This window comes from Gordonia sp. NPDC003376, from assembly GCF_053589235.1.
In genome coordinates this window covers 25,796-51,749 of the sequence record NZ_JBSFRM010000026.1, presented here as the reverse complement: position 1 = coordinate 51,749, position 25,954 = coordinate 25,796, and the positions used below count along the sequence as shown (strand labels likewise).

The following is a 25,954-nucleotide window of genomic DNA, read 5'->3' as shown; positions in this document are numbered from 1 at the left end:
TCGGCTGACGCCGGGGGCCCACACTCTTCGGCTGACGCCGGGGGCCCACACTCTTCGGCTGACGCCGGGGGCCCACACTCTTCGGCTGACGCCGGGGGCCCACACTCTTCGGCTGACGCCGGGGTCTACCCCGACAACTCGACGACGCGCTGCGGGTCGTCGGTGGTGATCTGGTCGGCGCCGAGTGCGCCGAGCCGCCGGATGGTCGCCACCGACCCCGCATCGACGTCGGCGATCGTGTACACGTCCACCGCCCGCCCCCGGGCGTGGAAGGCGCCGATCAGGTCGACGCCACGGTCGGCGGCGGTCAGCACCAGCCGTTTGTCGAGGTAGATCATCTCGGCGCGGGGTGACTTCGCGATCGCGTCGTCGACGAACCGGCGGTAGGTACGCCACCGCAACACCCGATCGATCGCCCCGTGATGGCACGGGTCGTAGCCGACGTGCAGCGCGGGGACGGCATCGGTGAGGATGCGCACCGCCGCGGCGTCGCCGCACGACAGGATCGCGGCGTCGGCCACCGGGGTGACCGCGGCCGCGAAGTTCGCCACCGTGTCGGCGTCGAGTACCGACGCATCCTTCTTGAAGTCCAGCTGCAGCATCGCGCCGGAGCCGAGCGGGATGTCGGCGAGCAGCGCGGCCAGGTCGGCGAGAAGCAGGACCGGTTCGGTGGTCGGCCGGGAATCGTTGTCGCGCAGGTACAGTCGGCGCAGTTGCGACGATGTGGCGGCGGCGACCGGTCCGGTTCCGGTGGTCGCGTGGTCGAGTAGATCGTCGTGCAGTACCACGAAGCCGTGGCCGCGTCCGCCGAGATCCGGGGCGTGCACCAGGAGGTCGATCTCCACACTCGCGCCGGCGCGGAGGCCGTCGGCGATGCGGGTCGGGGTGAACGGGGCGTCGGTGACGGTACGTCGTCCGCGGTGCCATTTCAGGAGTGTGCGGTGGCCGTCGACGTCGATCGCCACCGGTGCCGGTCCGGTCATCGGTCAGAACAGTACCGCCGAAACCGCCACAGCGAACTGTAACGTGTTCTAATTTGAGGGCATGACCTTGCGCGTGGTGGAGTGGTCCACCGGAACCGTCGGCCGGCATGCGATCGCCGGGATCGATGCCCACCCGGACCTCGAGCTCGTGGGGGTCTGGGTCTCCGACCCGGCCAAGGTGGGGCGCGATGCCGGAGACCTCGCGGGACTCGGCCGCGATCTCGGGGTGCTCGCCTCGCACGACCGCCAGGCCCTTCTGGCCCTGCGGCCGGACGCGATCGTGCACACCGCGATGACCGACGATCGGGTGATGGAGGCGATCGCCGACCTCACCGCCTTCGTCCGCGCCGGGATCAACGTCGTCTCCTCCGGTCCGGTGGTGCTGCAGTTCCCGCACGGGGTGCTGCCGGCGGACATGGTCGACGACATCGCCGCCGCCGCGAAGCAGGGCGGGGCGAGCCTGCACGTCAACGGCATCGACCCGGGATTCGCCAACGACATACTGCCGCTGGCCATGACGAGTCTGTCCCAGCGCATCGTCGAGGTGCGGTGTCAGGAGATCGCCGACTACTCCACCTACTATCAGCCGGTCGTGATGGGCGACCTGTTCGGCTTCGGCAAACCGATGGACTCGGTCCCGATGCTGCTCACTCCCGGCGTGCTGTCGCTGGCGTGGGGAAGCGTGGTCCGCCAGATCGCCGCGGGACTCGGGATCACCCTCGACGAGCCGCTGATCGAACGGGTCGAGCGGGTCGCCGCCGACCGTGACTACTCGACGGTGTCGGTGGAGATCGGCAGGGGAACCATGGCCGCGCTGCGGTTCGAGGTCGTCGGACAGGTCGACGGCGTGGATCGGGTCGTGCTCGAGCATTACACCCGGACCCATCCCGAACAATGTCCGGAGTGGCCGCGCCCGGCCGAGGGGGACGGCTGCTACCGCATCGAGATCAGCGGTGAACCGCAGATGCGGGTGGAGTTCGGCCACCATGGTGAGCACGGTGACCACAACGTCTCCGGCATGATCGTCACCGCCATGCGGTTGGTGAATTCGGTTGCCGCGGTGGTGGATGCGCCGCCCGGACTGGTCACGGCCCTGGATCTGCCGCTGGTGACCGGCCGGGGGCTGGTGGCCGGATCGGTTGCCAGGGTCTGATCGCCCGGCGCCGGTCGGATGCGTGTTGCTCGGGCGTCCGGGTCGTTCCACCTGAAAGGGGCCGTGTAACAACAGAATACGACCAATCGGACAATTCTTCAGGCCCTATCGGCCGCAACGGTGGTTATGTTAGCCTCACCTACCGTGATCACCGAACGGGTTGCCCAGGGAAGTGTGTCGCCCACCCGGACGCGCCCCGCGCGGAGCAGGCGCACCTCTCGAGAGCCGGTCCGGCGTGCCCTCGTCGTCACGCACCGGTGGATGTCGATCATGCTGGGACTCGTGCTCGTGGTGATCTGCACAAGCGGGGCGATCCTGGTCTACGAACCGGAATTGGCGCGCGCAAGCCACTCTCAGCTGTTCACGTCGACGCCGTCCGACCGTCCGGTGTCGTTCTCGGCCGCCGTCGCGGCGGTCCGCGAGGCCGATCCGGACTTCGACGCGATGTACCTCTCGTACAAGGACGGCGTCTACTTCATCGACTCGGCCGACGAGGGTGCGGGCACCTGGTCGGTGGACGCCGGAACCGGAAAGGTCAACGGGCACGGCGATATCGACGGCGAGGTCCTGGGTTTCCTGGTGAACCTGCACGACTGCGGTCTCACCTGTGAGGGCTTCCCCGGCTACATCTCCTGGCTGGCGCAGCCCGCACCACCGGCCACCTGGGGATGGTTCACCGCCGACATGACCTGGGGTGCGGTGATCCTGGGTCTGACCGGCCTGCTGCTGGTGTTCCTCGCGATCTCCGGGATCGTCATCTGGTTCCCGGGACTGCGCCGGTGGCGCAGCGGTTTCCGGGTCCGGCTCGGCAAGGGGCGGTTCGCGCGGGACACCGACCTGCACAACGTGATCGGGATCGTGGCGGCGATCCCCCTGCTCATCTGGGGTCTGACCGGGATGAACTTCGAGATCCCCGGCGTCGCGAAGATCTGGTACGGCGCCACCGGCGGCGTGGCCCCCACCGACGACGCCTACGACATGCCCGCCTCCGTGGACTCCGCATCCGGGGTCCAGGGGCCCGAGATCTCGCTGGACGAGGCGATCGCCGCAGCGCAGGCGCGCTACCCCGGATCGCGGGCGACGTGGGTGGGCATGCCCACCGACGGGGACCACTACTCGGTGGATCTCCTCGTGGGCGGGCCCGATCTGTGGTCGGGCAGTGCCACCTACCACGCCAACCGCGAGGTCGGCGTCGACGCACACGATCCCACCCTGATCAAAGAATTCGCCGGTGCCCCGCGCACCGTGTCGAACACGATCATCGACGATTGGGCGCAACCCACCCTGCACTACGGGGTGTCGGTGAACGGGTGGTGGCGTGCCCTGTGGTTCGTCTTCGGACTGACGCCGCTGGCACTGATGATCACCGGGCTGAGTACCTGGCAGATCAGGATGCGGACGAACCGACGCCGGCGTCGTGCGGCTCGGGACCGGGCGCGGGTGGTGTCGGTGGCTGCCGAGTGACGTACCTCGCATGAATCCATCTGTCGCACTGGTCATCACCGTGATGTGCGGGGGTGCCGCATGCTGGTCGCTGACCGGTCTGGTGTCGCGGTGGGGACGCCGATGGCCGGAACGGGCGACGCTGGTGATCGTCGTCGCGGTATCGGCCTGGACCGCAGGGGGATTGGTCACCTGGCTGACCGGGAACGACGGCCCGGCACGTCCCGGGGTCTTCGCCGGATATGCCGCCACCGCGGTGGGTCTGGCGATGCTCGGACTCCCCGCCGCGAAGGGGCTCCGGCCGCGCGGTGCCGCCGTCGTACGGGCACTCGTGCTGGCGCTGTTGGCCTTTGCGTGCTGGCGCGCCCAATCGGTGTGGATGTCGGCGATACCGGTGACCGTTCGATGAGGGGGTGCTGATCGGTCGGGCTCAGCGACCCCAGGAATGCACCGGCTCGCCCTCGTGCATCAGGGTGATGTAGTCGCGCAACATCCCGCGCAGGGCATCGTGCCGGTTCTCCCCGGCCTGTTCGCGCTCGGCGACCGCATGACGCTGCCACGCCGCCCCGGTCTGTCGCGTGAGGCACCGGCCCTCGATCACCGACAGGTACCGGCTGCGGGCCTTGTCCGACACCCCGAACGACTGCAACCCGTGATCGGCGATCGGCAGCAGTCGGCGCAACGTCAGCTCGTCGGGACGGACCCAGCCGATCGCGGGCCAGTACAACTGGGCGTCCAGCCCGCGTCGTGCACCGGCGTGCAGGTTCTCCGCCGCGGCGTCGAACGACATCTGCGACCACAGTGGGCGGTCGGCCTCGACCAGGCCGCGGACGAGTCCGTAATAGAAGGCCGCATTGGCCATCGTGTCGACGACGGTCGGCCCGGCCGGCAACACCCGGTTCTCCACCCGTAGGTGCGCATGGCCGTCGACGACGTCATAGACCGGGCGGTTCCAGCGGTAGACGGTGCCGTTGTGCAGGCGCAGCTCGTCGAGAGTCGGGATCTCGCCGGCGTCGAGCCGGGCCAGCGGATCGACATCGGTGGCCACCGGCAACAGCGCCGGGAAATACCGGGTGTTCTCCTCGAAGAGGTCGAAGATCGTGGTGATCCACCGCTCGCCGAACCAGACGCGTGGTCGCACGCCCTGGTTCTTGAGTTCCAGCGGCCGGGTGTCGGTGGCCTGCTCGAAGACCGGGATCCGGCTCTCGTGCCACAGTGCGATCCCGGCGAGGAACGGGGCGTTCGCGGCGAGGGCCACCTGGATTCCGGCGATCGCCTGCGCGGCGTTCCAGTGTGCGGCGAAGTCCTCGGGTGCCACCCGCAGATGTAGCTGTAGCGAGGTGCACGCCGCCTCCGGCAGGATCGAGTCGGTCTCGGTGTGCAGCCGCTCGACGTCGTGGTGATCACCCAGCGGGACGCCGGTGATGTCGATCTCGATGTCCTCCCCGCGTGCGGCGAAGATCTGCTGGTTGAGCAGGTCGTACCGCGGGTTGGCCGAGATCCAGTGATGCGCGAAGTGTTCGGTGCGCAAGGTCGGCAGCATGCCCACCATCACCAGGTGACTGTTCACCCGGGCCGCACGCTCCTCGGCCCGGTTGAGCGACGTGCGCAACGACTGCTCGAGGGACAGCGTGTCGTCGGTGGTGAACGGGCGGGGAGCCACGTTGATCTCGATGTTGAACTGGCCGAGTTCGGTCTGGTAGTCGGGGTCGGCGATGGCGTCGAGCACCTCGGCGTTGGCCATCGCCGGTTCCATCTCGTCGTCGACGAGGTTGAGCTCCACCTCCATCCCCAGCAACGGTTGCGGCGGACGGCCCTGGTCGGTGAACAGGCCGTCGGCGAGCATCCGGGCGATCGCCTCGGTGCCGCGGCCGACCTGGCGCCGGAACCGCACCCGGTCGGCGCCGGTGAACTGCTGGCTGCTGACGTCGGTTCCCATGGGTCAATCGTGACGCAGATCCGACCGCGAGCTGGTCTGAATCGCGGTGTCCAGGGTTGAACCCGTGGTGAGGCGGAGTGGTCACAACGGCCGACGGCAGCCCTAGTGTCCGGCGCATGACCACAGAACAACTGACCAGCACGCTCAACGACGTCGACATCGCCGCCGTGGGAAGGCTCGTCGAGTCGATCCAGGCCGACCCCGCCAAGGCCAAGACCACCTGGGCGGCGCGCGTCCAGTGGAATCGTGCGTTCGCCTCGCAGGCGCGGGTGCGTGGGTTCGACCCGATCGCCTCCGACGAGCCGGCCGGTCTGGGTGGCGCCGACACCGCTCCGAATCCGGTGGAACAGCTGCTGGGCGCGCTCGGCAACTGCCTCGCGGTGGGCTACGCCGCCAATGCGACGGTCGCCGGGATCGAACTCAAGGATCTGCGCGTGGACGTGAAGGGCGACGTCGACCTCACGGTCTTCCTCGGGCTGGGGGAGGGCCATGCCGGCTTCGACTCGGTGTCGGCGACGGTGACCATCGACTCCGACGCGCCCCGCGAGCAGCTCGAGGCCCTGCACGCCAAGGTCCAGGCGAGCTCGCCGGTGGGACACACCATCGGCAACCGGGTGCCGGTGGAGATCACCCTGGTGTGACCGGGCCTGGTCTGATCGGGCCTGGTCTGATCGGGCCTGGTCTGATCGGGCCTGGTCTGATCGGGCCTGGTGTGATCGGGGACGTGTCCGGGTGGGGGCCCGGTGTGAGAGGAGGGGGCCGGTGATCATGTCCCGCATGCCGGGGCATGATCACTGGCGTGCCCGCCCGGAAACCGATCGATCCCGCCGCCGCCCGCGCCGCCGTCGTCGCGGTGGGGCCATGGCTGCGTGACGCCGCACTGCCCACCCCGCCGCGCGCCGAACTCGCCGCGGCCGTCCGACTGACCGCTCGCACCCTCGAGGACGTCGCCCCCGGCAACTCCGTCGAGGTACGGGTGCCGCCCTTCGTCGCGGTGCAGTGCATCGAGGGGCCGCGGCACACGCGCGGCACCCCGCCGAACGTCGTCGAGACCGACGCGCGGTCGTGGTTGCTGCTCGTCGTCGGTGCCGCCGGCTTCGACGACCTGGTCGGCGACGGCACGGTGAGCGCGTCGGGCAGCCGTGCCGGTGAGGTGGCCCACTGGTTGCCACTGGTACCGCTCGATCTGCGGTGAGACGCGTCACGCTGCACACCGCTCCGGGTCTGGCCGGGGAATTCCGGTCCGCGCCACGACGCTGAACGGTTGGCCTTCGGTCGGTGGCGGCCGGTAAACTCCATGGAGGTCTCCCAACCCGCCGTTGCGTTGGCCCGCCCCCGCGGAGTCACGGCAACGCCGTATGTCCGACCCCGCCCAGCCCCCAGGGAGCTCGTCGATGACCGATCATCTGCCAGCCGACCACGATCCGTCGGCCACCACTCCGCCCTGTCACGGTTCCGCACCGGCCGGCGAGATGGAGAACGATCCCCGCGAGGAATGCGGTGTGTTCGGTGTGTGGGCGCCCGGTGAGGATGTCGCCAAACTGAGCTATTACGGCCTCTACGCGCTGCAGCACCGCGGTCAGGAAGCCGCCGGCATCGCGGTCGGCGACGGCTCGCAGGTGCTGGTGTTCAAGGATCTCGGTCTGGTCAGCCAGGTCTTCGACGAGCAGACCCTCGGGTCGATGTCGGGCCATGTCGCGATCGGACACTGCCGATACTCCACGACCGGTTCCACCACCTGGGAGAACTCCCAGCCGATCTTCCGCACCACGGCCGCGGGTACCGGCGTCGCCCTCGGGCACAACGGCAACCTGGTCAACACGGCCGACCTCGCCAGCCGGGCCCGCGAACTCGGCATCAAGTCCACCGCCGCCACGTCCGACTCCGACATCGTCGGCGCGTTGCTGGCACACGGCGCCGCCGACAGCACCCTGGAGCAGGCGGCGATGGAGCTCCTGCCGACGCTGCGCGGCGCGTTCTGCCTGACCTTCATGGACGAGCACACCCTGTACGCCGCCCGCGACCCGCACGGCGTGCGCCCGCTGTCGCTGGGCCGCCTCGACCGCGGCTGGGTGGTGGCGTCGGAGACCGCTGCCCTCGACATCGTCGGCGCGTCCTTCGTCCGTGACATCGAACCCGGTGAGCTCCTCGCGATCGACGCCGACGGTGTCCGCAGCACCCGGTTCGCCCCGGCCACTCCGCGTGGCTGTGTCTTCGAGTACGTCTATCTCGCCCGCCCGGACAGCGTGATCCACGGCCGGTCGGTGCACTCCACCCGCGTCGAGATCGGTCGTCGCCTGGCCAGGGAGCATCCGGCCGTCGGTGACCTGGTGATCCCGGTGCCGGAGTCGGGTACTCCGGCCGCGGTCGGCTTCGCCCAGGAATCCGGCATCCCCTACGGGCAGGGTCTGATGAAGAACGCCTATGTCGGGCGCACCTTCATCCAGCCGTCGCAGACCATTCGCCAGCTGGGTATCCGGCTGAAGCTCAATCCGCTCCGCGAGGTGATCCGAGGCAAACGGCTCGTCGTCGTCGACGACTCGATCGTGCGCGGCAACACCCAGCGGGCCCTCATCCGGATGCTGCGGGAGGCCGGTGCGGCCGAGATCCATGTGCGGATCGCGTCGAGCCCGGTGCGCTGGCCCTGCTTCTACGGCATCGACTTCGCGTCGCCGGCCGAGCTGATCGCCAACGGCATGGACTCCGAGGAGCACATGGTGGAGGGCGTGCGGCAGGCGATCGGTGCCGACTCGCTCGGCTACATCAGCATCGAGGAGATGATCGGCGCAACCGAGCAGCCGGCGTCGAAGCTCTGCGCGGCCTGCTTCGACGGCAACTATCCGATCGAGCTCCCCAAGGAGACCTCGATGGGCAAGGCCGTCCTCGAGCAGATGCTCGCGAATGCGGCCGATCAGAACCGTGCGGACCCACTGACCGCGCAGAATGACAACGTCAGTGCCGTGATGCGGCCCTGACCTCGGTCTCGGGTAGCGTGTATCCGGCGGATTGGTCCGCCAGGGACGAGATCGCCGATCGGCGGCGGTCTGCCTGACCTGATTCGAACAAGGGGTGCTTCGCCGGAGATGAGCGAACAGGATTCGGCCACCGAGAACACGAACACCACGCCCGAGGGCCTGTCGTATGCGGCCGCAGGGGTGGACATCGACGCCGGTGAGCGCGCTGTCGAGCTGATCTCGACCCACGCCAAGCGTGCCACGCGTCCCGAGGTACTCGGTGGGCTCGGCGGATTCTCCGGGCTGTTCGCCCTCAAGGGCAACTACCGTGAACCCGTGCTCGCCGCCGCCAGCGACGGTGTCGGTACCAAGCTCGCCGTCGCCCAGGCGGTCGGCAAACACGACACCGTCGGCCAGGACCTCGTGGCCATGTGTGTCGACGACCTCGTCGTCTGCGGTGCGGAACCGCTGTTCCTGCAGGACTACATCGCCATCGGCAAGGTGGTGCCCGAGACGGTCGCCGAGATCGTGGCCGGTATCGCCGACGGCTGTGTCACCGCGGGCTGCGCCCTGCTCGGTGGTGAGACCGCCGAACACCCGGGTCTGATGCGTGACGACCACTACGATCTGTCGGCGACCGCGATCGGCGTCGTCGAGGCCGATCAGGTGCTGTCCCCGGAGAAGGTCCGCGCCGGCGACACCGTGATCGCCATGGGTGCCTCGGGTCTGCACTCCAACGGCTACTCGCTGGCCCGCAAGGTCCTGCTGGACTGGGGTCACATGGACCTCGGTGGGCACGTGGAGGAATTCGGCCGCACCCTCGGTGAGGAGCTGCTCGAGCCCACCCGCATCTATGCCCGCGACTGCCTGGCCCTGGCCGCCGAGACCGATGTGCGCACCTTTGCCCACGTCACCGGGGGCGGACTGGCCGAGAACCTCGCCCGGGTGATCCCGGACGGGCTGGTCGCCGAATTGGAACGCAACACCTGGACGCCCGCACCGATCTTCGCGATGATCGCACAGCGCGGTCGTGTGGTGCAGGCCGAGATGGAGCGCACCTTCAACATGGGTGTGGGCATGGTCGCCGTCGTCGCCCCCGAGGACACCGACCGCGCACAGGCGATCCTGACCGCGCGCCACGTCGACAACTGGGTGTTGGGCACCATCAAGCGGTCCGCCGATGCCGCCCCGCGCGTGACACTCGTCGGCGAGCATCCGCGCTTCTGAGTACCTGCCGGACACGGGAACACAGACACGAGACACCGCCAGAGCCCGTCGACACCGAGTGATCGGTACCGACGGGCTCTGTCGTATGTCTGGGGGGAAGCCCGGGGAACGTCCGAAACCAGGGGAAAGTCCGAAACCAGGGGAAAGTCCGAAACCAGGGGAAAGTCCGAAACCAGGGGAAAGTGTTCTTCCCCTGGATTCGTGGCTTTCCCCTGGTTGCAACACGGGGAAGGTGACGAAAGTAGGGGAGAGTCGCCTTCCCCTAGTTTCTGTTGGCGAACTCGGGAGGCGGGAAGAGCAGGAGCGGGAACAGATGCCGGTCGACGACCACAAGCGACGGCACCGGCCACCGGCGTGGCCCGGACTGGGGCTCACAACCGGTGACCGGCGTCGTCGCTGCGATTCGGAAGCTACCGTGCCTGCGTCGGGGTGGTCGACGTCAGGTCCAGGTCAAGAGGCTCTCGACTCCACGCCGTCAGGCGTGGCGCCACTCGTCCTCTTCGGCCCACTCGTCCACGGGATCCGGGTGGTGATCAACCGAATCCCCCGACCCCGACAGCTCGCGCTGCAAGCTCTCGAAGTCGGTGTGGGGAGTGGAGTACTTGAGCTGACGAGCAACCTTCGTCTGCTTTGCTTTAGCCCGGCCGCGGCCCATATGGGACCCCCTCGCACAATGACGGGGCGGCCAGACGTGTGGCGGCCCCGTTCTCTAGGTAGTTGAGTATGTCGTGGGGACCAGTCTAGCGCGCTCTCGCCGATTCCGTTGACTCCCCTGGCCACGCCACGCCGACCCGGTCAGGCGCGGGCCAGATGCCTGGTTGCCTCACGCCGCACCTTCGGTGGGAGATCGTCACCGGCGAGCAGTGCGCGGAGGTTCGCCGCTGCCGTGCCGAAGATCAGGTCGCGCACCCGGACACCGTGATCGGGCCGATGCAGCACCCGTACCTCGTCGCCGGCGCCGACCGTTCCCGGTGTCAGAACACGCAGGTAGGCGCCGGAATCGCCACGCTGCATGAACCGTTTGACCCACTGCGGTTCCGCCGCCCACGCGGCGAACGTGCGGCACGGGATACGGGGGATGGTGGTCTCGAGCACGAGGCCGTCGGAGCCGACCGCCCACCGTTCACCGACGATGGCGTCGGTCACGGGCATGCCCTGGATCCGGAGGTTCTCACCGAACCAGCCGTAAGCAAGCTCACGCCCGAGTTCGCCTGCCCAGCGCCGGGCCTCGGCGTCGTCGTAGGCGTACACCGCCTGATCGACACCCCCGTGGTGCTTGGTGTCACACACGTGGTCGGTGACGAGGCCGAGTTCCCCGACGACGACGCGGTCCGGCTGCGGGCGCTTGTCGATCGCGCTCACCCCCGCGGCGCCGAGATCGACGTCGGCGGTCACCACGCAGACGGCCAGAACCCGGCCGACCGGCAGTTCCCTGGTCACCTCGGCCCCGTCCACCACCTCAGGCTCGTCCACGGAGTCGTTCCACCGCGGCGCGGCCGGCCTGCACATGGTCGTCGGAGGCCACCGAATCGGGATCGATCCGTGCGGCCACGGCGTCCTCGTCGCCGACGACCAGATCGATGTCCGCGCCGATCCCACGCTTGACCAGACCGAGCGCGACCGGGCCGAGATCGAAGTGGTCGACGACGGTCCCGAGCCGGCCGACGGTGCGGCCGCCCGCGGTGATCGGGCCACCCGGTGCGGGCCGATGGTCGGTGGAGCCGTCGAGGTGCAGCAGGACCAGGTGTCGGGGCGGCTTGCCGAGGTTGTGCACCCGCGCGATCGTCTCCTGCCCGCGGTAGCAGCCCTTGTCGAGGTGCACCGCACCGAACTCGGCGGGTCCGCCGATCCAGTTCACCTCATGCGGGATGGTGCGCTCGTCGGTGTCGACGCCCAGGCGTGGCCGCACCCCCGCGACGCGCAGTGCGTCGAAGGCCCAGCTGCCGGCCATCCGGGCACCGGCGGCGACGAGTTCGGCCCACCAGGTCAGCAGGTCGGGTTCGGGCACCACCACGTCGACGACGGGCAGCACGGTGTCGGAGTGCGGCCCCTCCGACAGTGGCGGCATGATCCGCCAGAACCCGAGCGGTTCGTCGTCGTGGTGGGTCTCGGGCAGATCGCCGGCCTGATAGACCTCGGCGTCCGCGGGGATGCCGAGCACCTCGGCGATCGGGCCGCGCACGGCGTCGGGGCCGATCAGGGTGACCATCCGCAGATCCGGGCGGCCGGCGGGTTCCACCGTGGCCCAGAAGACCATCTTGGTGAGGAAGTCCAGCAGCGCCTGGCCACGAGCGGCCTCGGTGTCGATCCAGGTGACGTCGTCGATGTCGGTGACGGCGAAGTGGTCCTCGACCCTGCCGTTCATGTCCAGCGAGAGCGCCTCGGCGCTGTGCCGGTCGGCGAGGTCGGTGAGGTGCTGGCTGCAGATGGTGTGCAGCCAGCTCAGCCGGTCGGGGCCGGTGAGCTCGAGCACTGCGCGGTCGCTGCGATCGACGACGATCGCCCCGGTGATCGCGGCACGTTGTTCGCCCAGCGGGTCGCCGTAGTGCCACGGGGTCTCGTACCACGGGGTCTCGTACGGGGAGCTGTCGGATTCTGTACCGCCGCCGGTGTCGGCGGCGCCGGCAGCGACGGCCGAACCGACCGCTCCCTCGCCGGAATACCTGGTCAGGATGGGTGAGCGGGTCACCCCTCGAGTCTAGACACTTCGGTGCCGATGCCACACCGTCGCACACCCCCGCATACCCTTGGCGGTATGGCGCAGTCGATCCTGGTGACCCTCGATGGCACGGTCCTCGATCCGGACACCCCGTTCCTCCATGCCGACGACCTCGCGGCGGTGAGGGGTGACGGCATCTTCGAGACCCTGCTGATCCGCGACGGCGAGGCACGCTGCGTCGACCTGCACCTCGACCGGCTCGCACGCAGCGCGATCATGCTGGATCTGCCCGCCCCGGACCGGGTGGCCTGGCAGGCGGCGGTCGACGTCGCCGCCCGGACCTGGACCGAGCGTGCCGGGAGCCGGACCGAAGGCCTGCTGCGCCTTGTGTACTCGCGCGGCCGAGAGAGCACTCCCGCCGGCCCGCCGACCGCCTACCTGACCGTCGGCGAGGTCGCCCCGCGCGCCGTCGCCGCGCGCGAGTCCGGGGTGTCGGTGGTGACCCTGGAGCGTGGCTTCTCCCTCGACCTGGCGGAGGCCGCACCCTGGCAGCTGCTCGGCGCCAAGACATTGAGTTATGCGACGAACATGGCCGCGCTGCGGTACGCGAACTCACTCGGCCACGACGACGTGATCTACGTCAGCAGCGAGGGGGCCGTTCTGGAGGGTCCGAGGTCCACCGTGGTGGCCGTCACCGGCGAGACGCTGGTCACGCCTCCGGTCGAGGTGGGCATCCTGCCCGGGACCACGCAGCTCGCAACGTTCGCGCTCGCGGAGTCGGAGGGGTGGGCGACGCAGACCCGGGTGCTGCGGCCGGCCGACCTGTTGGTCGCCGACTCGGTGTGGCTGATCAGCAGCGTCACCCTGGCCGCGCGGGTGACCGCGCTCAACGGCCGTGCGATGCCGGAGCCCGAGCATGCGAAGAAATTCGTCGATTTGGTCAACCGCGCGATTTCCGTTCAGCCAGAATAAAGTCGAGTCCGGAATGCGTGACTCGTACCACAAGAGAGACTCGGCCCACAACTGAATCCGCGGTGGCGGGACCTTGGTCGCTTGTCGGGCTATTCAGGCCGGCGTAACGTCGCCGACGTAGGTACTACGCGCCGTAGTACTAGGGCGTCAGTGGTGTCGCACCGGTGTCGCTGCGTCAGTGCCTATGCTTGCGTCCCTGTTCGCGTCTCGCAGCCCGAGGCGCGGCCAAGCGATTTGAGGCGAATTTGAACGCTCTGGATCTGTCCCGGTGGCAATTCGGCATCACCACCGTCTATCACTTCCTCTTCGTGCCGCTGACCATCGGGCTCGCGCCCCTGGTCGCGATCATGCAGACCGTCTGGCACAAGACCGGCAACGAGCAGTGGCTGCGCGCGACCAAGTTCTTCGGGAAGCTCTTCCTGATCAACTTCGCGCTCGGTGTCGCGACCGGCATCGTGCAGGAGTTCCAGTTCGGCATGAACTGGAGCGAGTACAGCCGCTTCGTCGCCGACGTGTTCGGGGCGCCGCTGGCACTCGAGGGCCTGGTGGCCTTCTTCCTCGAGTCGACCTTCCTCGGCCTCTGGATCTTCGGCTGGGATCGATTGCCCCGCAAGGTGCACCTGGCCACCATCTGGCTGGCCGCGATCGGTGTCACCGCCTCGGCGTACTTCATCATCGCGGCCAACTCGTGGATGCAGCACCCGGTGGGCGTGGCCTGGGACGAGACCCGCAATCGTCCGGCGATGAACGACTTCTGGGCTGTGATCACCAACAACACGACCCTCGCCGCGTTCCCGCACGTCCTCGCCGGTGCGTGGCTGACCGCGGCCACCTTCGTCGCGGCGATCGGAATCTGGTGGATGTCGCGGAACATGTGGCGCGCCAAGAAGCTGCGTGCTGCCGCCGAGACCGGTGAGATCCCGGATCTGCCGCCGACCACCGCGCCCAGCCAGGTCGACGCCACCGCCGACGACCTCGAACGCGACGCGCACCAACTGTGGCGACCGGTCACCCGGTTGGCCTTGTGGGTCACCATCGTCGCCGGGGTCGCACTGTTCATCACCGGTGACTTCCAGGCCCAGATCATGTTCAAGCAGCAGCCGATGAAGATGGCCTCGGCGGAGTCGCTGTGCACCAGCGAGACCGGTGCCGGTTTCTCGGTCCTGTCGATCGGCCGGCAGAACAACTGCGACAACATCGATCACGTCATCGAGATACCGAACATGCTGTCGTTCCTGGCCACCCACCGGTTCGACGCGGACCTGCAGGGCGTCAACGAACTCCAGGCGCAGTACCAGGAGTACTTCGACATGCCGGGCCAGAACTTCGCACCCAACCTGTTCGTCACCTACTGGGGATTCCGCGCCATGATCACCTGGGCGCTGGGCTCGGTGGTCGTCGCCCTGGGTGGCCTGTGGCTCACCCGGAAGAAGCGGGTGGTGGAGTCCAGACGGTTCGGCATCCTCGCTTTGTGGATGATCCCGACCCCGTTCCTGGCCAACGCATCCGGCTGGATCTTCACCGAGATGGGTCGCCAGCCGTGGGTCGTCGCCCCGAACTTCCAGGACAACCTCGATCCACGCCAGATCAGCATGATGGTGCAGGACGGCGTCTCCAACCACACGCCACCGGTGCTGTGGGTGACGATGATCGGCTTCACCATCCTCTACGGTGCGCTCGGCGTCGTGTGGTTCATGCTGCAACGCCGCTATGCGCTGGAGGGACCGGCCGCCCATGACCACATCGCTCCGGAGATCAGGTCCGACGACGACTCCGATGCCGATGAGCCCAAACAACTCTCGTTCGCATACTGAGGAGTGACGACTGATGCTGGCTAACTTCTGGTTCATCCTCGTCGCCGTCCTGTTCATCGGCTACTTCGTGCTCGAGGGCTTCGACTTCGGGGTCGGCATGCTCATGCCGTTCCTGGGTCGGACCCACACCGGAGGCGACGACCGGGTCGCCGCCTCCGACGAGGTCGCCGACCCCGACAAACGACGACGAGTGCTGCTCAACACGATCGGTCCGGTCTGGGACGGCAACGAGGTGTGGCTGCTCACCGCAGGCGGTGCGTTGTTCGCCGCGTTCGGTGGCTGGTACGCCACCATGTTCACCGCGTTCTACCTGCCGTTGTTCCTGATCCTGATCGGCCTGATCACCCGGGTCGTCGCCATCGAATGGCGCGGAAAGGTCAACGATCCCAGGTGGCGTCAGTGGTGTGACGTCGGAATCGGGCTCGGCTCATGGATTCCCGCGATCCTGTGGGGCGTGGCCTTCGCCAACGTGGTCCGTGGTCTGCCGATCGACGCCGACCACCAGTACACCGCCGGGTTCTTCAACCTGCTCAACCCGTACGCGCTCCTCGGTGGGCTCACCACGCTGCTGGTGTTCCTCACCCACGGCGCGATCTTCCTGGGCCTCAAGACCAGTGGTGTGCTGCAGCAGGACGCGATGAAGTACGCGAAGCTCCTCGCGATCCCGACCCTCGTGGTCGCGGCGGCGTTCTTGCTGTGGACACAGTTCGCCTACGGCAACGGCTGGACCTGGATTCCGGTGCTGATCGCCGCGGTCGCCGCGGTCGTGATGGTGGCCGCCACCCAGGTGCAGCGGGAGGGCATCGCCTTCGCCGCGACATGTATCGCGATCGCCGGCACCGTGGCCACCCTGTTCTCGGTGCTGTTCCCGAATGTCCTTCCGTCGACGACGAATTCGGCCTGGAACCTCACCATCGACAACACCGCGTCGAGCAATTACACCCTCACCGTGATGACCTGGGCCGCGCTGATCATCACCCCGGTGGTGATCTGCTACCAGGGGTGGACGTACTGGGTGTTCCGCAAGCGGATCAGCATCGAGCAGATCCCCAAGCCGGCCGGCCTGCCGTCCCTGCGTGTGGGGGAGTAGGCATGTGCCACCAGCGATCACCACTCGCTCACCGGTGGTGACCGAAGCGGCCGGCGGCGGCGCCCGACGCGCGGCGCCGCCGCTGGACCCGCGACTGCTGAGGTACTCCCGGACCACTCGTCACTATGTGGTGGTGACGGCGCTGTTCGCCACGGTCACCGTGGTTGCGGTGATCGTCACCGCGGCGATGACCGCGTCGATCCTGTCCGAGCTGATCACCGATCCGGGCCGTCGCAGCCTCGGTGCCCAGGCCTGGCATCTGGGGATTCTGGTGGCGGCCCTCGCCATCCGCGTCGGCGCCTCGTATGCCCACGACCGGTATGCACACCGGTCGTCGGCGCAGGCGATCACCGAACTGCGGGGGCGGGCGCTCGAGGGTCTCACCGATCCCGACCAGACGTCGCCGCGAGAGTTGTTGCGGCGCCGCGACCATGCCACCACCACGCTGCTGCGCGGACTGGACGCGCTCGGCCCGTACCTGTCCGGGTACGTGCCGGCGCTGATCGTCACGGTGCTGGTGACGCCGACCGTCGTGACGGTGATCGCGCTGACCGACTGGCTGTCGGCGGTGATCATCCTGATCACTCTCCCGCTCATCCCGCTGTTCATGGTGCTGATCGGGGTGATGACCCGCGATCGCACCGAACGCAAGCTGGCCACGATGAGCCGGCTCACCGGCCAACTCCTCGACCTGGTCGCCGGTCTGCCCACCCTGCGTGCGCTCAACCGGGCCCGCGCCCCGGCGGCCCAGGTGGCCGAACTCGGACTCGCACATCAGCGTTCGACGATGTCGGCGCTCCGCGTGGCGTTCCTGTCCGGTGGTGTGCTCGAACTCCTGTCGACCCTGTGCGTGGCACTCGTCGCGGTGGCGATCGGCCTGCGCCTGGTGGGCGGCGAGATGAGTCTGTACGCAGGCGTTCTCGCACTGATCCTGGCGCCGGAGGCGTATCAGCCGCTGCGTGAGGTGGGCGCCCAGTTCCACAACTCCGCCGACGGCGTCGCCGCATCCCGCGAGGTGCTCGATCTCATCGAGTCCGACGACGGCCACGCGCCGCACGCCCGCATCCGCACCTGCACCGTTGCCGGACAACCTATCCGGCTGCTCGACGTCGGGGTGCACGGCCGTGACGGCTGGGCCCCGCACGAACTGTCGGCGACGCTGCTTCCCGGTGCGCTGACGGTGTTCGCCGGACCGAACGGTTCCGGCAAGTCCACCGCGATCGCCGCGATCCTCGGTCTGCTGGCCCCCGAGGAGGGGTCGGTGCTCGTCGGCTCGATCTCGGTGGCCGAGCTCGAACCCGGCGCTTATCACGAGCAGATCGCCTGGCTCCCGCAACACCCGGTGGTGGTTCCCGGGACCGTCGCCGACAACCTCGCGCTGTTCGGTGCACTCGATCCGGAGGGACTGCGACGGGCCTGCGCCACGACCGGATTCGACGAGGTGCTCGCCGCCCTGCCCGACGGCCCCGACACCGTACTCGGCTCCGGGGGAGTGGGACTGTCGGCCGGCCAGCGGCAACGCCTGGCGCTCACCCGCGTGCTGGCCGCTCCCGCGCCGCTGCTGTTGCTCGACGAACCGACCGCCCACCTCGACGCGGCCGCCGAGCGGACCGTACTCGAGGCCCTGGCGGCCCGGGCGCGCGCCGGTGACACCGTCATCGTCGTCGCCCACCGCGCGGTGGCACGCGGCGTCGCCCACGAGGTGATCGAGTTCCCGGAGGTCGTCCATGTGGGCTGAACTGCGTTCCGATCCGCTGATCCGTGCCCTGGGACTGCTGGGCCTGCGGGCCCGGGCGGTCGTGATGCCGCTGGTCCTGGGTGTGGCCGGCGCGCTGTCGGCGCTCGGCCTGGCCGCGCTGTCGGCCTGGTTGATCACGCGTGCCTGGCAGATGCCGCCGGTCCTGTATCTGTCGGTGGCCATCACCGCAGTGCGCGCACTGGGCATCTCACGCGGCCTGTTCCGCTATCTCGAACGCCTCGCCACCCACGATCTGGCGCTCGGCGCGATGGCCACCGCCCGCGAGCGCATCTACCTGGCGCTCGCGTCCGGTTCTCCCGCGTACTCGGTGACCCTGCGGCGCGGTGAGTTGCTGACCCGCACCGGCGACGACATCGACGAGATCGGCAATGCCCTGATCCGCGCGATGATCCCGATCGGCGTCGGCCTGACCACCTCCGCGGCGGCCGTCGCGATCATGGCCCTCGTATCCGGCTGGGCCGCAGTGGTCCTGGCGGTGGCACTGATCGTGTCCGGGGTCATCGCACCGTGGCTGGCGGCCCGCGGATCGGCCCGAACCCTGGCCGACGGCGCGCAGGCCGTGCACCGTTCCGCCGATGCCACCACCACCGCGCTGTGGCACGCATCCGAACTCGTCGTGGCCCGACGCCGCGCGACCGTGCTCGACGCCGCCCGCCGTGCCGATGCCGACGCGATCGTCGCCACCGACCGTGGCCGTCGGATCGAGGCCGCGGCGACCGCCGCCATCCCGACCTCGCTCGGCGTCTCGCTGCTGGCCGCCTGCCTGATCGGCATCGGTCTGGCCGGCGAGGTCACCGGATCGCTGGCCGACGTCTCGTCGGTGACCGGACAGCTCACCCCCATGCTGCTCGGTGTGCTGATCCTGCTGCCGCTGTCGGCGTTCGAATCGACCGCACCGCTCACCGAGGCCGGTATCCAGCTCGAGCGCAGCCGGCAGGCGGCGGCGCGGGTGATGGCGCTGGTCGACGGTGCGCACCGGCGGGCCCACGCCGGTGCGCCGAGCGACCCGGACGGCGTCGCGCAGATCGACGACGTCGAAGTCCATCCCGGACCGGTCACCCTCGACGTGCGGGGTGTGCGCTGGGGCTGGTCGGCCGATCAGGTCCTCGGCCCCGCCGACGGCCTGACCCGCACCCTGCCACCGGGCTCCCGGCTGGCCGTCGTCGGTCCCAGCGGGGTGGGGAAGTCGACGCTGATGCTCACCTTGTCCGGGCTCCTCAGCCCGTGCTCGGGCACCGTGACGGCCACCGCGACCAGCACGCCGTTCGGGAATCCGGTCGAACTCCGTTCGGCCACATGCTATTTCGCAGAGGAGGCCCACATCTTCTCGACGTCGGTGCGGGAGAACCTGCGGGTCGCCCGCGGCGATGTCACCGACGCCGAGATCGCTGCCGCGCTCGCCGAGGTCGGCCTCGCCGACTGGGTGGCGCGGCTGCCCGACGGTCTCGACACCGATCTCGTCGGCGGGGCCGAGGCGCTCAGCGGCGGCCAGCGTCGGCGACTGTTGTTGGCGCGCGCCCTGATCCACCGTGCACCGGTGGTCCTGCTCGACGAACCGACCGAGCATCTCGACACCACCGATGCCCGGCGCCTGATGCACCGCCTGCTCGACCCGTCGGACGGACTGGTCGGCCCCGACCGCATTGTCGTCGTGGTCACCCATCAGCTGCCCGATGACACCGCCGCCGACGTGATCCGGCTGGTGCCGGCCCCCGTCGGATGAGCCACGGGGACGGCTCGTGGAAAACCTGTTGCCGCACCGCGAGTATCGGGCGTAACTTCGGGAGTACACGAGGAAGGAGGTGGTCCGAGTTGAATTGCTCAGGGACATGTGAGGTGACCATCCGCTGACGCGGAGTGCCATCTGATATCCGCTCAGGAGGTCTCTGCACCGCGAATACCAGGTGGTCACCCGGCCCCCGCACCCGACCCAGTCCGGTCGACACGCCCGATGCCCCGGGCGGTGCGGGGGCCGTCTCGCGTTGTTCAGGTAGTGCACTACTCGTGTCCGGCCCGCCCACCCGCGGTGAACTGGAGGAGCCGGAGGAGCAGTTCGGGTCCGGCATCCGGAGCGAGGAGTACTGCGATGACCGTGATCACCACCGAGATCGGCGCACCTCGACGCGTCGCCGACCGCTTTCTCACCCCGGGCGACCCGGAGTGGACCGAGGACGGTGCGGCCACCTGGCTCACCGGGCAGGCCGGCGGACTGACCTACACGTGTACCCCGGGGCGGGCCGACTCACATCTGACCCTGCACAACCGCGGGGGCAGCGACCTGGCGGTGCTGTCCCTGCCGGGATTCACCGGCACCACCGACACCAGGTTCACACCGCTGCCGAGCGGGGCGTCGGCGGCCTTGCCCGACAGCGAGTTCCACATCCTGCAGGGCGAACGACGGGACGGTCGGCCGGTGCTGGTCGGTCAGATCGTCGACGACCCGATCCGCACCCGCCCGAACCACACGCGTGAGGTCCCCATCGTGCTCGTGCACCCGCCCCGACCGCAGGACGTCGACTGGTCGACGATGCCGGGGTCAGACGAGTTCTGGACCCCCGGCACCGCACCGCGGCCCGGGCGTGGCGACCGAACCCCGCGCCCGGCGGAGGTCGGCGTGCACTACACGGACCTCGGGGGGACGGTGGTGGTCCACAACGACGGAAGCGCCCGCATCGCGGTGCTGATGACCGCGATCGGCGGCGCATTCGATCTGGTCGTCGCCCGCCCCGGCGAATGCATCCCGATCCCACCCGGTCCGGGTCTGCACTATGTGCAGGTGGCCCGTCACCACCGTCGGCCGGTCGTCGTCGACGTGGTGCAGATGTCCGCCTGACCTGCTGCTTCACCGCGAGCCTGTGAGAACGCTGAAACTTCCTGAGAGCCGGGACCTCGTGTGAGGCAAGGCTTCTCTCTACTCTCATCGCGATGTCCGAATTGACCGATGGGAGTGGGATTCGATGAAGCGAACCAGACGCGCGGGCCTGGTGGCCGCAGTGCTGGCGGTGGTCCTGGTGGGCACCGTCGCCTGCAGCGGCGGGTCGGACGAGGGCAGCGGGACGAACGATGATGACGGCTCGCTGACGCTGTACTCGGGCCGTTCGGAGTCCCTGGTGGGGCCGCTTGTCGAGGGTATCGACCTCGGCGTGACCGTCACCCCCGCCTACGACAAGAAGGCCGCACAGATCCTCGAGGAGGGTGAGCACTCCCCGGCCGACCTGTTCTTCGCGCAGGACGCCGGCGAACTGGGCGTCCTCGCGATGGCCGGGCTGCTCGAGCCGCTGCCGGCCGACATCGTCGACCGGGTTCCGGCGACCTATCGGTCGGAGTCGGGTGGCTGGGCGGCCACGTCGGCACGGTCGCGCGTGCTGCTCTACAACCCGTCGAGGGTGCCGGCCGCCGACCTGCCCGCCGGGATCGACGGTCTGCTCGATCCACGCTTCCGCGGCCAGGTGGGCTATGCGCCGACCAACCCGTCGTTCAAGTCCTTCGTCACCGGACTGCGCCTGATCCGCGGGGACGACGCCGCACGCGACTGGCTGACCCGCTTCATGGCCAACGAGCCCAAGGCATTCGACGGCAACGGGCCGCTGGTCAAGGCGGTCGACGACGGCACCATCGCGACCGGACTGACCAACCACTACTACTGGGTGCAGGAGGTGGCGGAGAAGGGGATCGACGCGGTGGCCTCGCGCCTGCACTTCTTCGCCGACGGCGACCCCGGAGCGTTGGTCAACGTCGCCGGCATCGCGGTGCTCAAGAGTTCGCCGAACAAGGAGCAGGCCGTCGACTTCGTCCGGGCGATGTTCACCGCCGACAACCAGAAGTACTTCACCACCGAGGTCGGCGAGTATGCGATCACCGGTGACATCCCGATCCCGGTGGCCGGCATCCCGCCGCTGCTCACCGATCTGCATCCGCCGACCGTCGATCTCGACGACCTCGCCGATGTCGCGGGGACCGAACGGATGCTCACCGAGGTGGGTGCGGTCTGAGGCACTCGGTCTCGTCGGGGTCGCGTGCCGACCGGGGTATCCGAGTCCTCGCGGGCGTCACCGGTATCGCCGTGGCGATGCTGGTGACGCTCGTCGTGGTGTACCTGGTGATCCGCGCGGGCGGTGCCGGAGGTGACACCGTGCGGGCCGCGGTGTTCCGGACGCGGACCCTCGATCTGGTCACCGACACGGCCCGGCTGGCGCTCACCGTGACGGTGCTGTCGGTGCTGATCGGGGTGGGCCTGGCGGTGGGGGTGAGCCGCGGTGTCGCCCGGGGCCGACCGATCTGGGTCGCGATGCTGGCCGCCCCGCTCGCGATCCCCTCCTACATCGCCGGATTCGCCTGGGGCCGGCTGATTCCCGGGTTCGAGGGGTTCGGTGCCGCCGTGCTGATCCTCACCATGACCTGCTATCCGCTGGTCATGCTCCCGGCCGTTGCGGCGCTGTCCGGGACGGGGCGTTCGGCCGAGGACGTGGCCCGCACCCTCGGCTGCACGCCCGTGGTGGCCTTCCTGCGCACCACCGGGCCTCGGATCGCCCCGGCGGTCCTCGGTGGGGCGCTGCTGGTGGCGCTGTATGCGATCAGCGACTTCGGTGGTCCGGCGGTCGTCCGATATGACGTGTTCACCGTGGGAATCCACAACGCGTACAACGGTTCCGTCGACCGGTCCCTGGCCGCGGTGTACGCCTGCCTGCTGGCGGCGATGGCCGTCGGCCTCGCCCTGCTCGAGCGACTGATCCGGCCCGCCCGGTCTGCGGTGATCACCGTGGATCGCGCTGTGGTGCAGCATGATTCGATTCTCGCCTGGTTTGTGATGGCCGGCGTCGCCGGGATCGGTGTGCTGGTCCCGGTGGTGGCGTTGATCCGCGAGATCGCCACCTCGCGGCGGGCGACACCCGACGGCCGCACCGTCCTCGAGTGGGTAGGGCCGTTGGCGATCAACACTTTTCGGCTCGCCGTCGTGGCCGCCGCGGTGATCGTGGTGATCGCGGTGGGGGTGGCACTGTTCCTGCGGCGTCCGTGCAGCCGCACCGCGCACCTCGTCGAGGTGATCGTGTATCTGGGCTTCGCCCTGCCCGGGATCACCGTGGCGGTGGCGCTGGTGTTCTTCGGGGTGCGGGCGGTCCCGGGGCTCTACCTCACCACCACCCTGCTCGTCGTCGCCTATCTGATCCTGTTCCTGCCACTGTGCCTGGGACCGCTGCGCAGTGAACTCGACGCGTTGCCGGGAGGCGTCGAGGGGGCATCGCGCACTCTCGGGGTCGGCGCCGTCGGCACCCTGCTGCGGGTGACGCTGCCCGCCACCGCACCGGCGCTGCTGGCCGGGGCGGGCCTGGCCGCCCTGTCGATCGCCAAGGAACTGCCCGCCACGCTGATGCTGGCCCCGATCGGCACCCGCACCCTGGCCACCGACATGTGGAGCGCCGTCAACGAACTGCATCACGGCCAGGCCGCAGTCCTCGGCCTGGTGCTCATCGCGGTGTCGTCGGTGCCCACGGTGGTGCTCTCGACCCGATTCCTGCCCCGAGGAGAGCCATGACCGAAGCCACGACCGCAGCCGTCACCGCAGGATCGGCCGAGGATCTCGTCCTGCGCGTCGCCGACCTGGCCGTCGGATACCGGACCGGCGCCTCCCGCACCACCGACGTGATCGGTGACATCTGCTTCGCGGTGCCACGCTCGACGATCACCGTGGTGGTGGGCCCGTCCGGCTGCGGCAAGTCGACCCTGCTGCGGGCGGTCGCCGGACTGGAACCGATCCGCCGGGGGACCGTCGAGGTGGCCGGTGCAGGCAGGGGTGCCGGTGGCCGGCTGCGCACCGTCGCCGCCGCACGCACCTGGGTGCCACCCGAACGACGCTCGATCGGGCTGGTGCCGCAGGACGGCTCCCTGTTCGCGCATCTGTCGGTGGCGCGCAACGTCGGATTCGGTGTGCCACGGGCGGATCGCGGCGCGCGGGTGGCCGAACTGCTCGACCTGATCGGGATGGGCGACCTGGCCGACCGACGACCCGCCGCATTGTCCGGCGGGCAACGACAGCGTGTCGCGCTGGCCCGCGCGCTCGCCCCACGACCGGCGCTCACCTGCCTCGACGAGCCGTTCTCGGCACTCGATGCGTCGCTGCGGGCGAGTCTGCGCACCGAGGTACGGCGGATGATCCTCGACGACGGAGGTACCGGACTGCTCGTGACCCATGACCGAGAGGAGGCCCTCGCGATGGCCGATCAGGTGCTGGTGCTGATCGACGGACGGATCCGCCAGATCGGGACCCCGCAGGAGGTCTACGCGTCACCGCGCGATGCGGAGGTGGCCGCCCTGTTCGGACCGCTCGCGGTGATGGATGCGGTCGCCGACACGAACCGCGCGCGGTGCGCGCTCGGTGAGGTGGACCTCGCGACCCGCGGTGACGGACGGGGACGGCTGCTGATCCGTGCCGCCGACGTGGGCTGCAGGCCCGCACGTGAGACGGACTCGCGCGCCGACACGGTGGCAGCGGTGGTGACCGGCACCGAGTACGCCGGAGATCGGACGGTGGTCATCGCACAGATCGCCGGCAGCACCGCGCAGTTCGCAGGGGTCATCGCACGGGTCGCCGGGATGTCGGGAACCGCGACACAGGGCGGCGGGACCGTACTCGCCGAGGCGCTGGAACCGGTGCGACCCGGGGACGACATCGTCCTGGAGGTGCGCCGCCCCCTGCATTTCGTCGCCGACGACCGGCCGGGTGAGCTGGTCTAGCCGACGTGCCGGCGCAGTTTGGCCGACAGCCGGGGGGTGAGGTCGCCGTCGGGGTCGACGCGCTCTTCGACGTAGGCGAGGTCGCCGTCCTCGACCAGACCGTAGAGACGCTTGGCGCCGCCGGTGCGGAAGCCCGATTCGGATTTGATCACGACGTCGGTGGCGAGTTCCCACGCGGTCTGGTTGAGCGGTGTGCCGTAGAACAGTTCCACCGAACCCTCGGCGTGTGCCAGCAGCAGTTCGATGGTGTCGTCCTCACCGACCCGCCAGTACCCGGTCTCGCGCAGGTCGGGGCGCACATAGTTGGCGTCCTCGTCGATCACCCACGACCGCGCCTCCCAGTTGAGGAAGTTCTGACCGTCGTGGCTGACCACGATCTGCTGGGCGAAGTGATAGTCCTCACTGGTTTCGGGAGCGTTGGCCTCGCCCTCGCCACGCCACACACCGACCATCGGCAGCAGGGCGAGCAGACCCGGATGCAGGTCGGCACCCAGGCGCAGGTTGGCGGTGTCCGGGGGGAGCGGGATGTCGTCCCAGGTCGGCAGGTTGCGTTCGCGGCTGCCGGATTCGACGGCCCGCGCCTCGGCCTGACCGATCGCCTCGTCACCCGACCGCCGCGGCGCCGAGGTGGCGTCGTCCGGATCGGGCCGAGTCCCTTCGGGGGGAAGGGTCACGATTCGTCGGTGACCAGGCGGTAGAGGACGTAGAGCGCGAACCAGATGATCAGGACCGACGCCAGTGCGAGCAGAACCTCGAAGAAGATGACCACGTCGGACAGTTTACCGCCCTCCTCCGTCGGCGCTCACCACGGCCACCCGTTTGTCGGTGCGCCACTCCCGGAAGCTGTCAGGGGGCACGGTGAACGCCGCAGGGCCCCGACCACCGGATGGTGATCAGGGCCCTGGGGGACCTTCGGTGACGCCCTACTTGGCGACGGTGATGTCCTGGGTGTACACGCCCGGGCCCTCGGGGCTCACGGTGGTGTCACCGTTGCCGACCGAGCTGAGCGCACGCAGCGTCCAGGTGCCGGGGGCGGCGAAGAAGCGGAAATCACCGGTCGGGCTGGCGACGACCTCGGCGGTGAACTCACCGGTCGAGTCGAGCAGCCGGACGAAGGCACCGGCAACCGGGCTGCCGGCCGAATCGGTGACCTGTCCGGTCAGGACGGTCTCCTTCTCGACGTCGACGCCTGCGGGCAGATTCTGCCCCTGCTTGGGTGCTGCGCACAT

General features: G+C 69.2%; 23 protein-coding genes. 16 read left to right on the top strand and 7 right to left on the bottom strand.

The window, feature by feature from the left end:
* Positions 1 to 125: 125 nt before the first annotated feature.
* The gene (locus ACWDUA_RS21030) at positions 126 to 983 is read right to left on the bottom strand and encodes a glycerophosphodiester phosphodiesterase (protein WP_449752951.1); all 858 of its coding nucleotides are present in this window, start codon (positions 981 to 983) and stop codon (positions 126 to 128) included.
* A gap of 61 nt (positions 984 to 1,044) precedes the next feature.
* Here ACWDUA_RS21030 and ACWDUA_RS21025 point away from each other — a divergent pair, with 61 nt between their 5' ends.
* From ACWDUA_RS21025 to ACWDUA_RS21015, 3 genes are all read left to right on the top strand, one after another.
* Positions 1,045 to 2,136, top strand: coding sequence for an NAD(P)H-dependent amine dehydrogenase family protein (locus ACWDUA_RS21025; RefSeq protein ID WP_449752950.1), 1,092 nt, complete (start codon positions 1,045 to 1,047; stop codon positions 2,134 to 2,136).
* Positions 2,137 to 2,397: 261 nt separating this feature from the next.
* On the top strand, positions 2,398 to 3,600 hold the full coding sequence (locus ACWDUA_RS21020; protein WP_449752949.1) for a PepSY-associated TM helix domain-containing protein: 1,203 nt from the start codon (positions 2,398 to 2,400) through the stop codon (positions 3,598 to 3,600).
* Between the two features lie 10 nt (positions 3,601 to 3,610).
* Positions 3,611 to 3,988, top strand: coding sequence for a hypothetical protein (locus ACWDUA_RS21015; protein ID WP_449752948.1), 378 nt, complete (start codon positions 3,611 to 3,613; stop codon positions 3,986 to 3,988).
* A 21-nt stretch (positions 3,989 to 4,009) separates the two neighbouring features.
* Here ACWDUA_RS21015 and ACWDUA_RS21010 read toward each other — a convergent pair whose 3' ends face one another.
* Complete coding sequence (locus tag ACWDUA_RS21010; protein ID WP_449752947.1) at positions 4,010 to 5,518, bottom strand: glutamate--cysteine ligase; 1,509 nt, start codon at positions 5,516 to 5,518, stop codon at positions 4,010 to 4,012.
* Between the two features lie 116 nt (positions 5,519 to 5,634).
* On the opposite strand from ACWDUA_RS21010, the gene ACWDUA_RS21005 reads away from it, so the two are divergent.
* From ACWDUA_RS21005 to purM, 4 genes are all read left to right on the top strand, one after another.
* Positions 5,635 to 6,159 carry an OsmC family protein gene (locus ACWDUA_RS21005; protein ID WP_449752946.1) on the top strand — a complete coding sequence of 175 codons (525 nt, stop codon included), beginning with the start codon at positions 5,635 to 5,637 and terminating at the stop codon, positions 6,157 to 6,159.
* A 146-nt stretch (positions 6,160 to 6,305) separates the two neighbouring features.
* The gene (locus tag ACWDUA_RS21000) at positions 6,306 to 6,713 is read left to right on the top strand and encodes a sterol carrier family protein (RefSeq protein WP_449752945.1); all 408 of its coding nucleotides are present in this window, start codon (positions 6,306 to 6,308) and stop codon (positions 6,711 to 6,713) included.
* A 199-nt stretch (positions 6,714 to 6,912) separates the two neighbouring features.
* Entirely contained in the window at positions 6,913 to 8,493 is a 1,581-nt protein-coding gene (gene purF / locus ACWDUA_RS20995; protein WP_449752944.1) for an amidophosphoribosyltransferase, read from the top strand.
* A gap of 108 nt (positions 8,494 to 8,601) precedes the next feature.
* Positions 8,602 to 9,699 (top strand): phosphoribosylformylglycinamidine cyclo-ligase, encoded by a 1,098-nt coding sequence (gene purM, locus ACWDUA_RS20990; RefSeq protein ID WP_449752943.1) that lies wholly within the window; start codon positions 8,602 to 8,604, stop codon positions 9,697 to 9,699.
* 475 nt (positions 9,700 to 10,174) lie between these two features.
* Here purM and ACWDUA_RS20985 read toward each other — a convergent pair whose 3' ends face one another.
* The 3 genes from ACWDUA_RS20985 to ygfZ all read right to left on the bottom strand — a co-directional run bounded on the left by ACWDUA_RS20985 (position 10,175) and on the right by ygfZ (position 12,388).
* Positions 10,175 to 10,354, bottom strand: coding sequence for a DUF3073 domain-containing protein (locus ACWDUA_RS20985; protein ID WP_449752942.1), 180 nt, complete (start codon positions 10,352 to 10,354; stop codon positions 10,175 to 10,177).
* A 140-nt stretch (positions 10,355 to 10,494) separates the two neighbouring features.
* Complete coding sequence (locus tag ACWDUA_RS20980; protein WP_449752941.1) at positions 10,495 to 11,172, bottom strand: MOSC domain-containing protein; 678 nt, start codon at positions 11,170 to 11,172, stop codon at positions 10,495 to 10,497.
* On the bottom strand, positions 11,159 to 12,388 hold the full coding sequence (gene ygfZ / locus ACWDUA_RS20975; protein ID WP_449752940.1) for a CAF17-like 4Fe-4S cluster assembly/insertion protein YgfZ: 1,230 nt from the start codon (positions 12,386 to 12,388) through the stop codon (positions 11,159 to 11,161). The genes ACWDUA_RS20980 and ygfZ overlap by 14 nt, the downstream gene beginning before the upstream one ends.
* Positions 12,389 to 12,454: 66 nt before the next feature.
* On the opposite strand from ygfZ, the gene ACWDUA_RS20970 reads away from it, so the two are divergent.
* From ACWDUA_RS20970 to ACWDUA_RS20930, 9 genes are all read left to right on the top strand, one after another.
* Positions 12,455 to 13,330 carry an aminodeoxychorismate lyase gene (locus ACWDUA_RS20970; protein ID WP_449752939.1) on the top strand — a complete coding sequence of 292 codons (876 nt, stop codon included), beginning with the start codon at positions 12,455 to 12,457 and terminating at the stop codon, positions 13,328 to 13,330.
* A 245-nt stretch (positions 13,331 to 13,575) separates the two neighbouring features.
* Positions 13,576 to 15,144 (top strand): cytochrome ubiquinol oxidase subunit I, encoded by a 1,569-nt coding sequence (locus tag ACWDUA_RS20965; RefSeq protein WP_449752938.1) that lies wholly within the window; start codon positions 13,576 to 13,578, stop codon positions 15,142 to 15,144.
* Between the two features lie 10 nt (positions 15,145 to 15,154).
* A complete protein-coding gene (cydB, locus tag ACWDUA_RS20960) occupies positions 15,155 to 16,234 on the top strand; it encodes a cytochrome d ubiquinol oxidase subunit II (protein WP_449752971.1) in 1,080 nt (359 codons plus the stop codon).
* 34 nt (positions 16,235 to 16,268) lie between these two features.
* Entirely contained in the window at positions 16,269 to 17,972 is a 1,704-nt protein-coding gene (gene cydD, locus ACWDUA_RS20955; protein WP_449752937.1) for a thiol reductant ABC exporter subunit CydD, read from the top strand.
* Positions 17,962 to 19,716, top strand: a complete 1,755-nt coding sequence (gene cydC, locus ACWDUA_RS20950; protein WP_449752936.1) for a thiol reductant ABC exporter subunit CydC — start codon at positions 17,962 to 17,964, stop codon at positions 19,714 to 19,716. The genes cydD and cydC overlap by 11 nt, the downstream gene beginning before the upstream one ends.
* A 363-nt stretch (positions 19,717 to 20,079) precedes the next feature.
* Positions 20,080 to 20,826: a hypothetical protein gene (locus ACWDUA_RS20945; protein WP_449752935.1), complete on the top strand. Its 747-nt coding sequence runs from the start codon at positions 20,080 to 20,082 to the stop codon at positions 20,824 to 20,826.
* Between the two features lie 124 nt (positions 20,827 to 20,950).
* Complete coding sequence (locus ACWDUA_RS20940; RefSeq protein ID WP_449752934.1) at positions 20,951 to 21,985, top strand: extracellular solute-binding protein; 1,035 nt, start codon at positions 20,951 to 20,953, stop codon at positions 21,983 to 21,985.
* A gap of 77 nt (positions 21,986 to 22,062) precedes the next feature.
* Entirely contained in the window at positions 22,063 to 23,526 is a 1,464-nt protein-coding gene (locus ACWDUA_RS20935) for an ABC transporter permease (RefSeq protein WP_449752933.1), read from the top strand.
* Positions 23,523 to 24,725, top strand: coding sequence for an ABC transporter ATP-binding protein (locus ACWDUA_RS20930; RefSeq protein WP_449752932.1), 1,203 nt, complete (start codon positions 23,523 to 23,525; stop codon positions 24,723 to 24,725). Before ACWDUA_RS20935 ends, ACWDUA_RS20930 begins: the two co-directional genes overlap by 4 nt.
* Here the strand turns inward: ACWDUA_RS20930 and ACWDUA_RS20925 are convergent.
* Both ACWDUA_RS20925 and ACWDUA_RS20920 read right to left on the bottom strand, forming a co-directional pair.
* Complete coding sequence (locus tag ACWDUA_RS20925; protein WP_449752931.1) at positions 24,722 to 25,399, bottom strand: FABP family protein; 678 nt, start codon at positions 25,397 to 25,399, stop codon at positions 24,722 to 24,724. The genes ACWDUA_RS20930 and ACWDUA_RS20925 overlap by 4 nt on opposite strands.
* Positions 25,400 to 25,648: 249 nt before the next feature.
* On the bottom strand, positions 25,649 to 25,954 hold the full coding sequence (locus tag ACWDUA_RS20920) for a DUF1416 domain-containing protein (protein ID WP_449752930.1): 306 nt from the start codon (positions 25,952 to 25,954) through the stop codon (positions 25,649 to 25,651).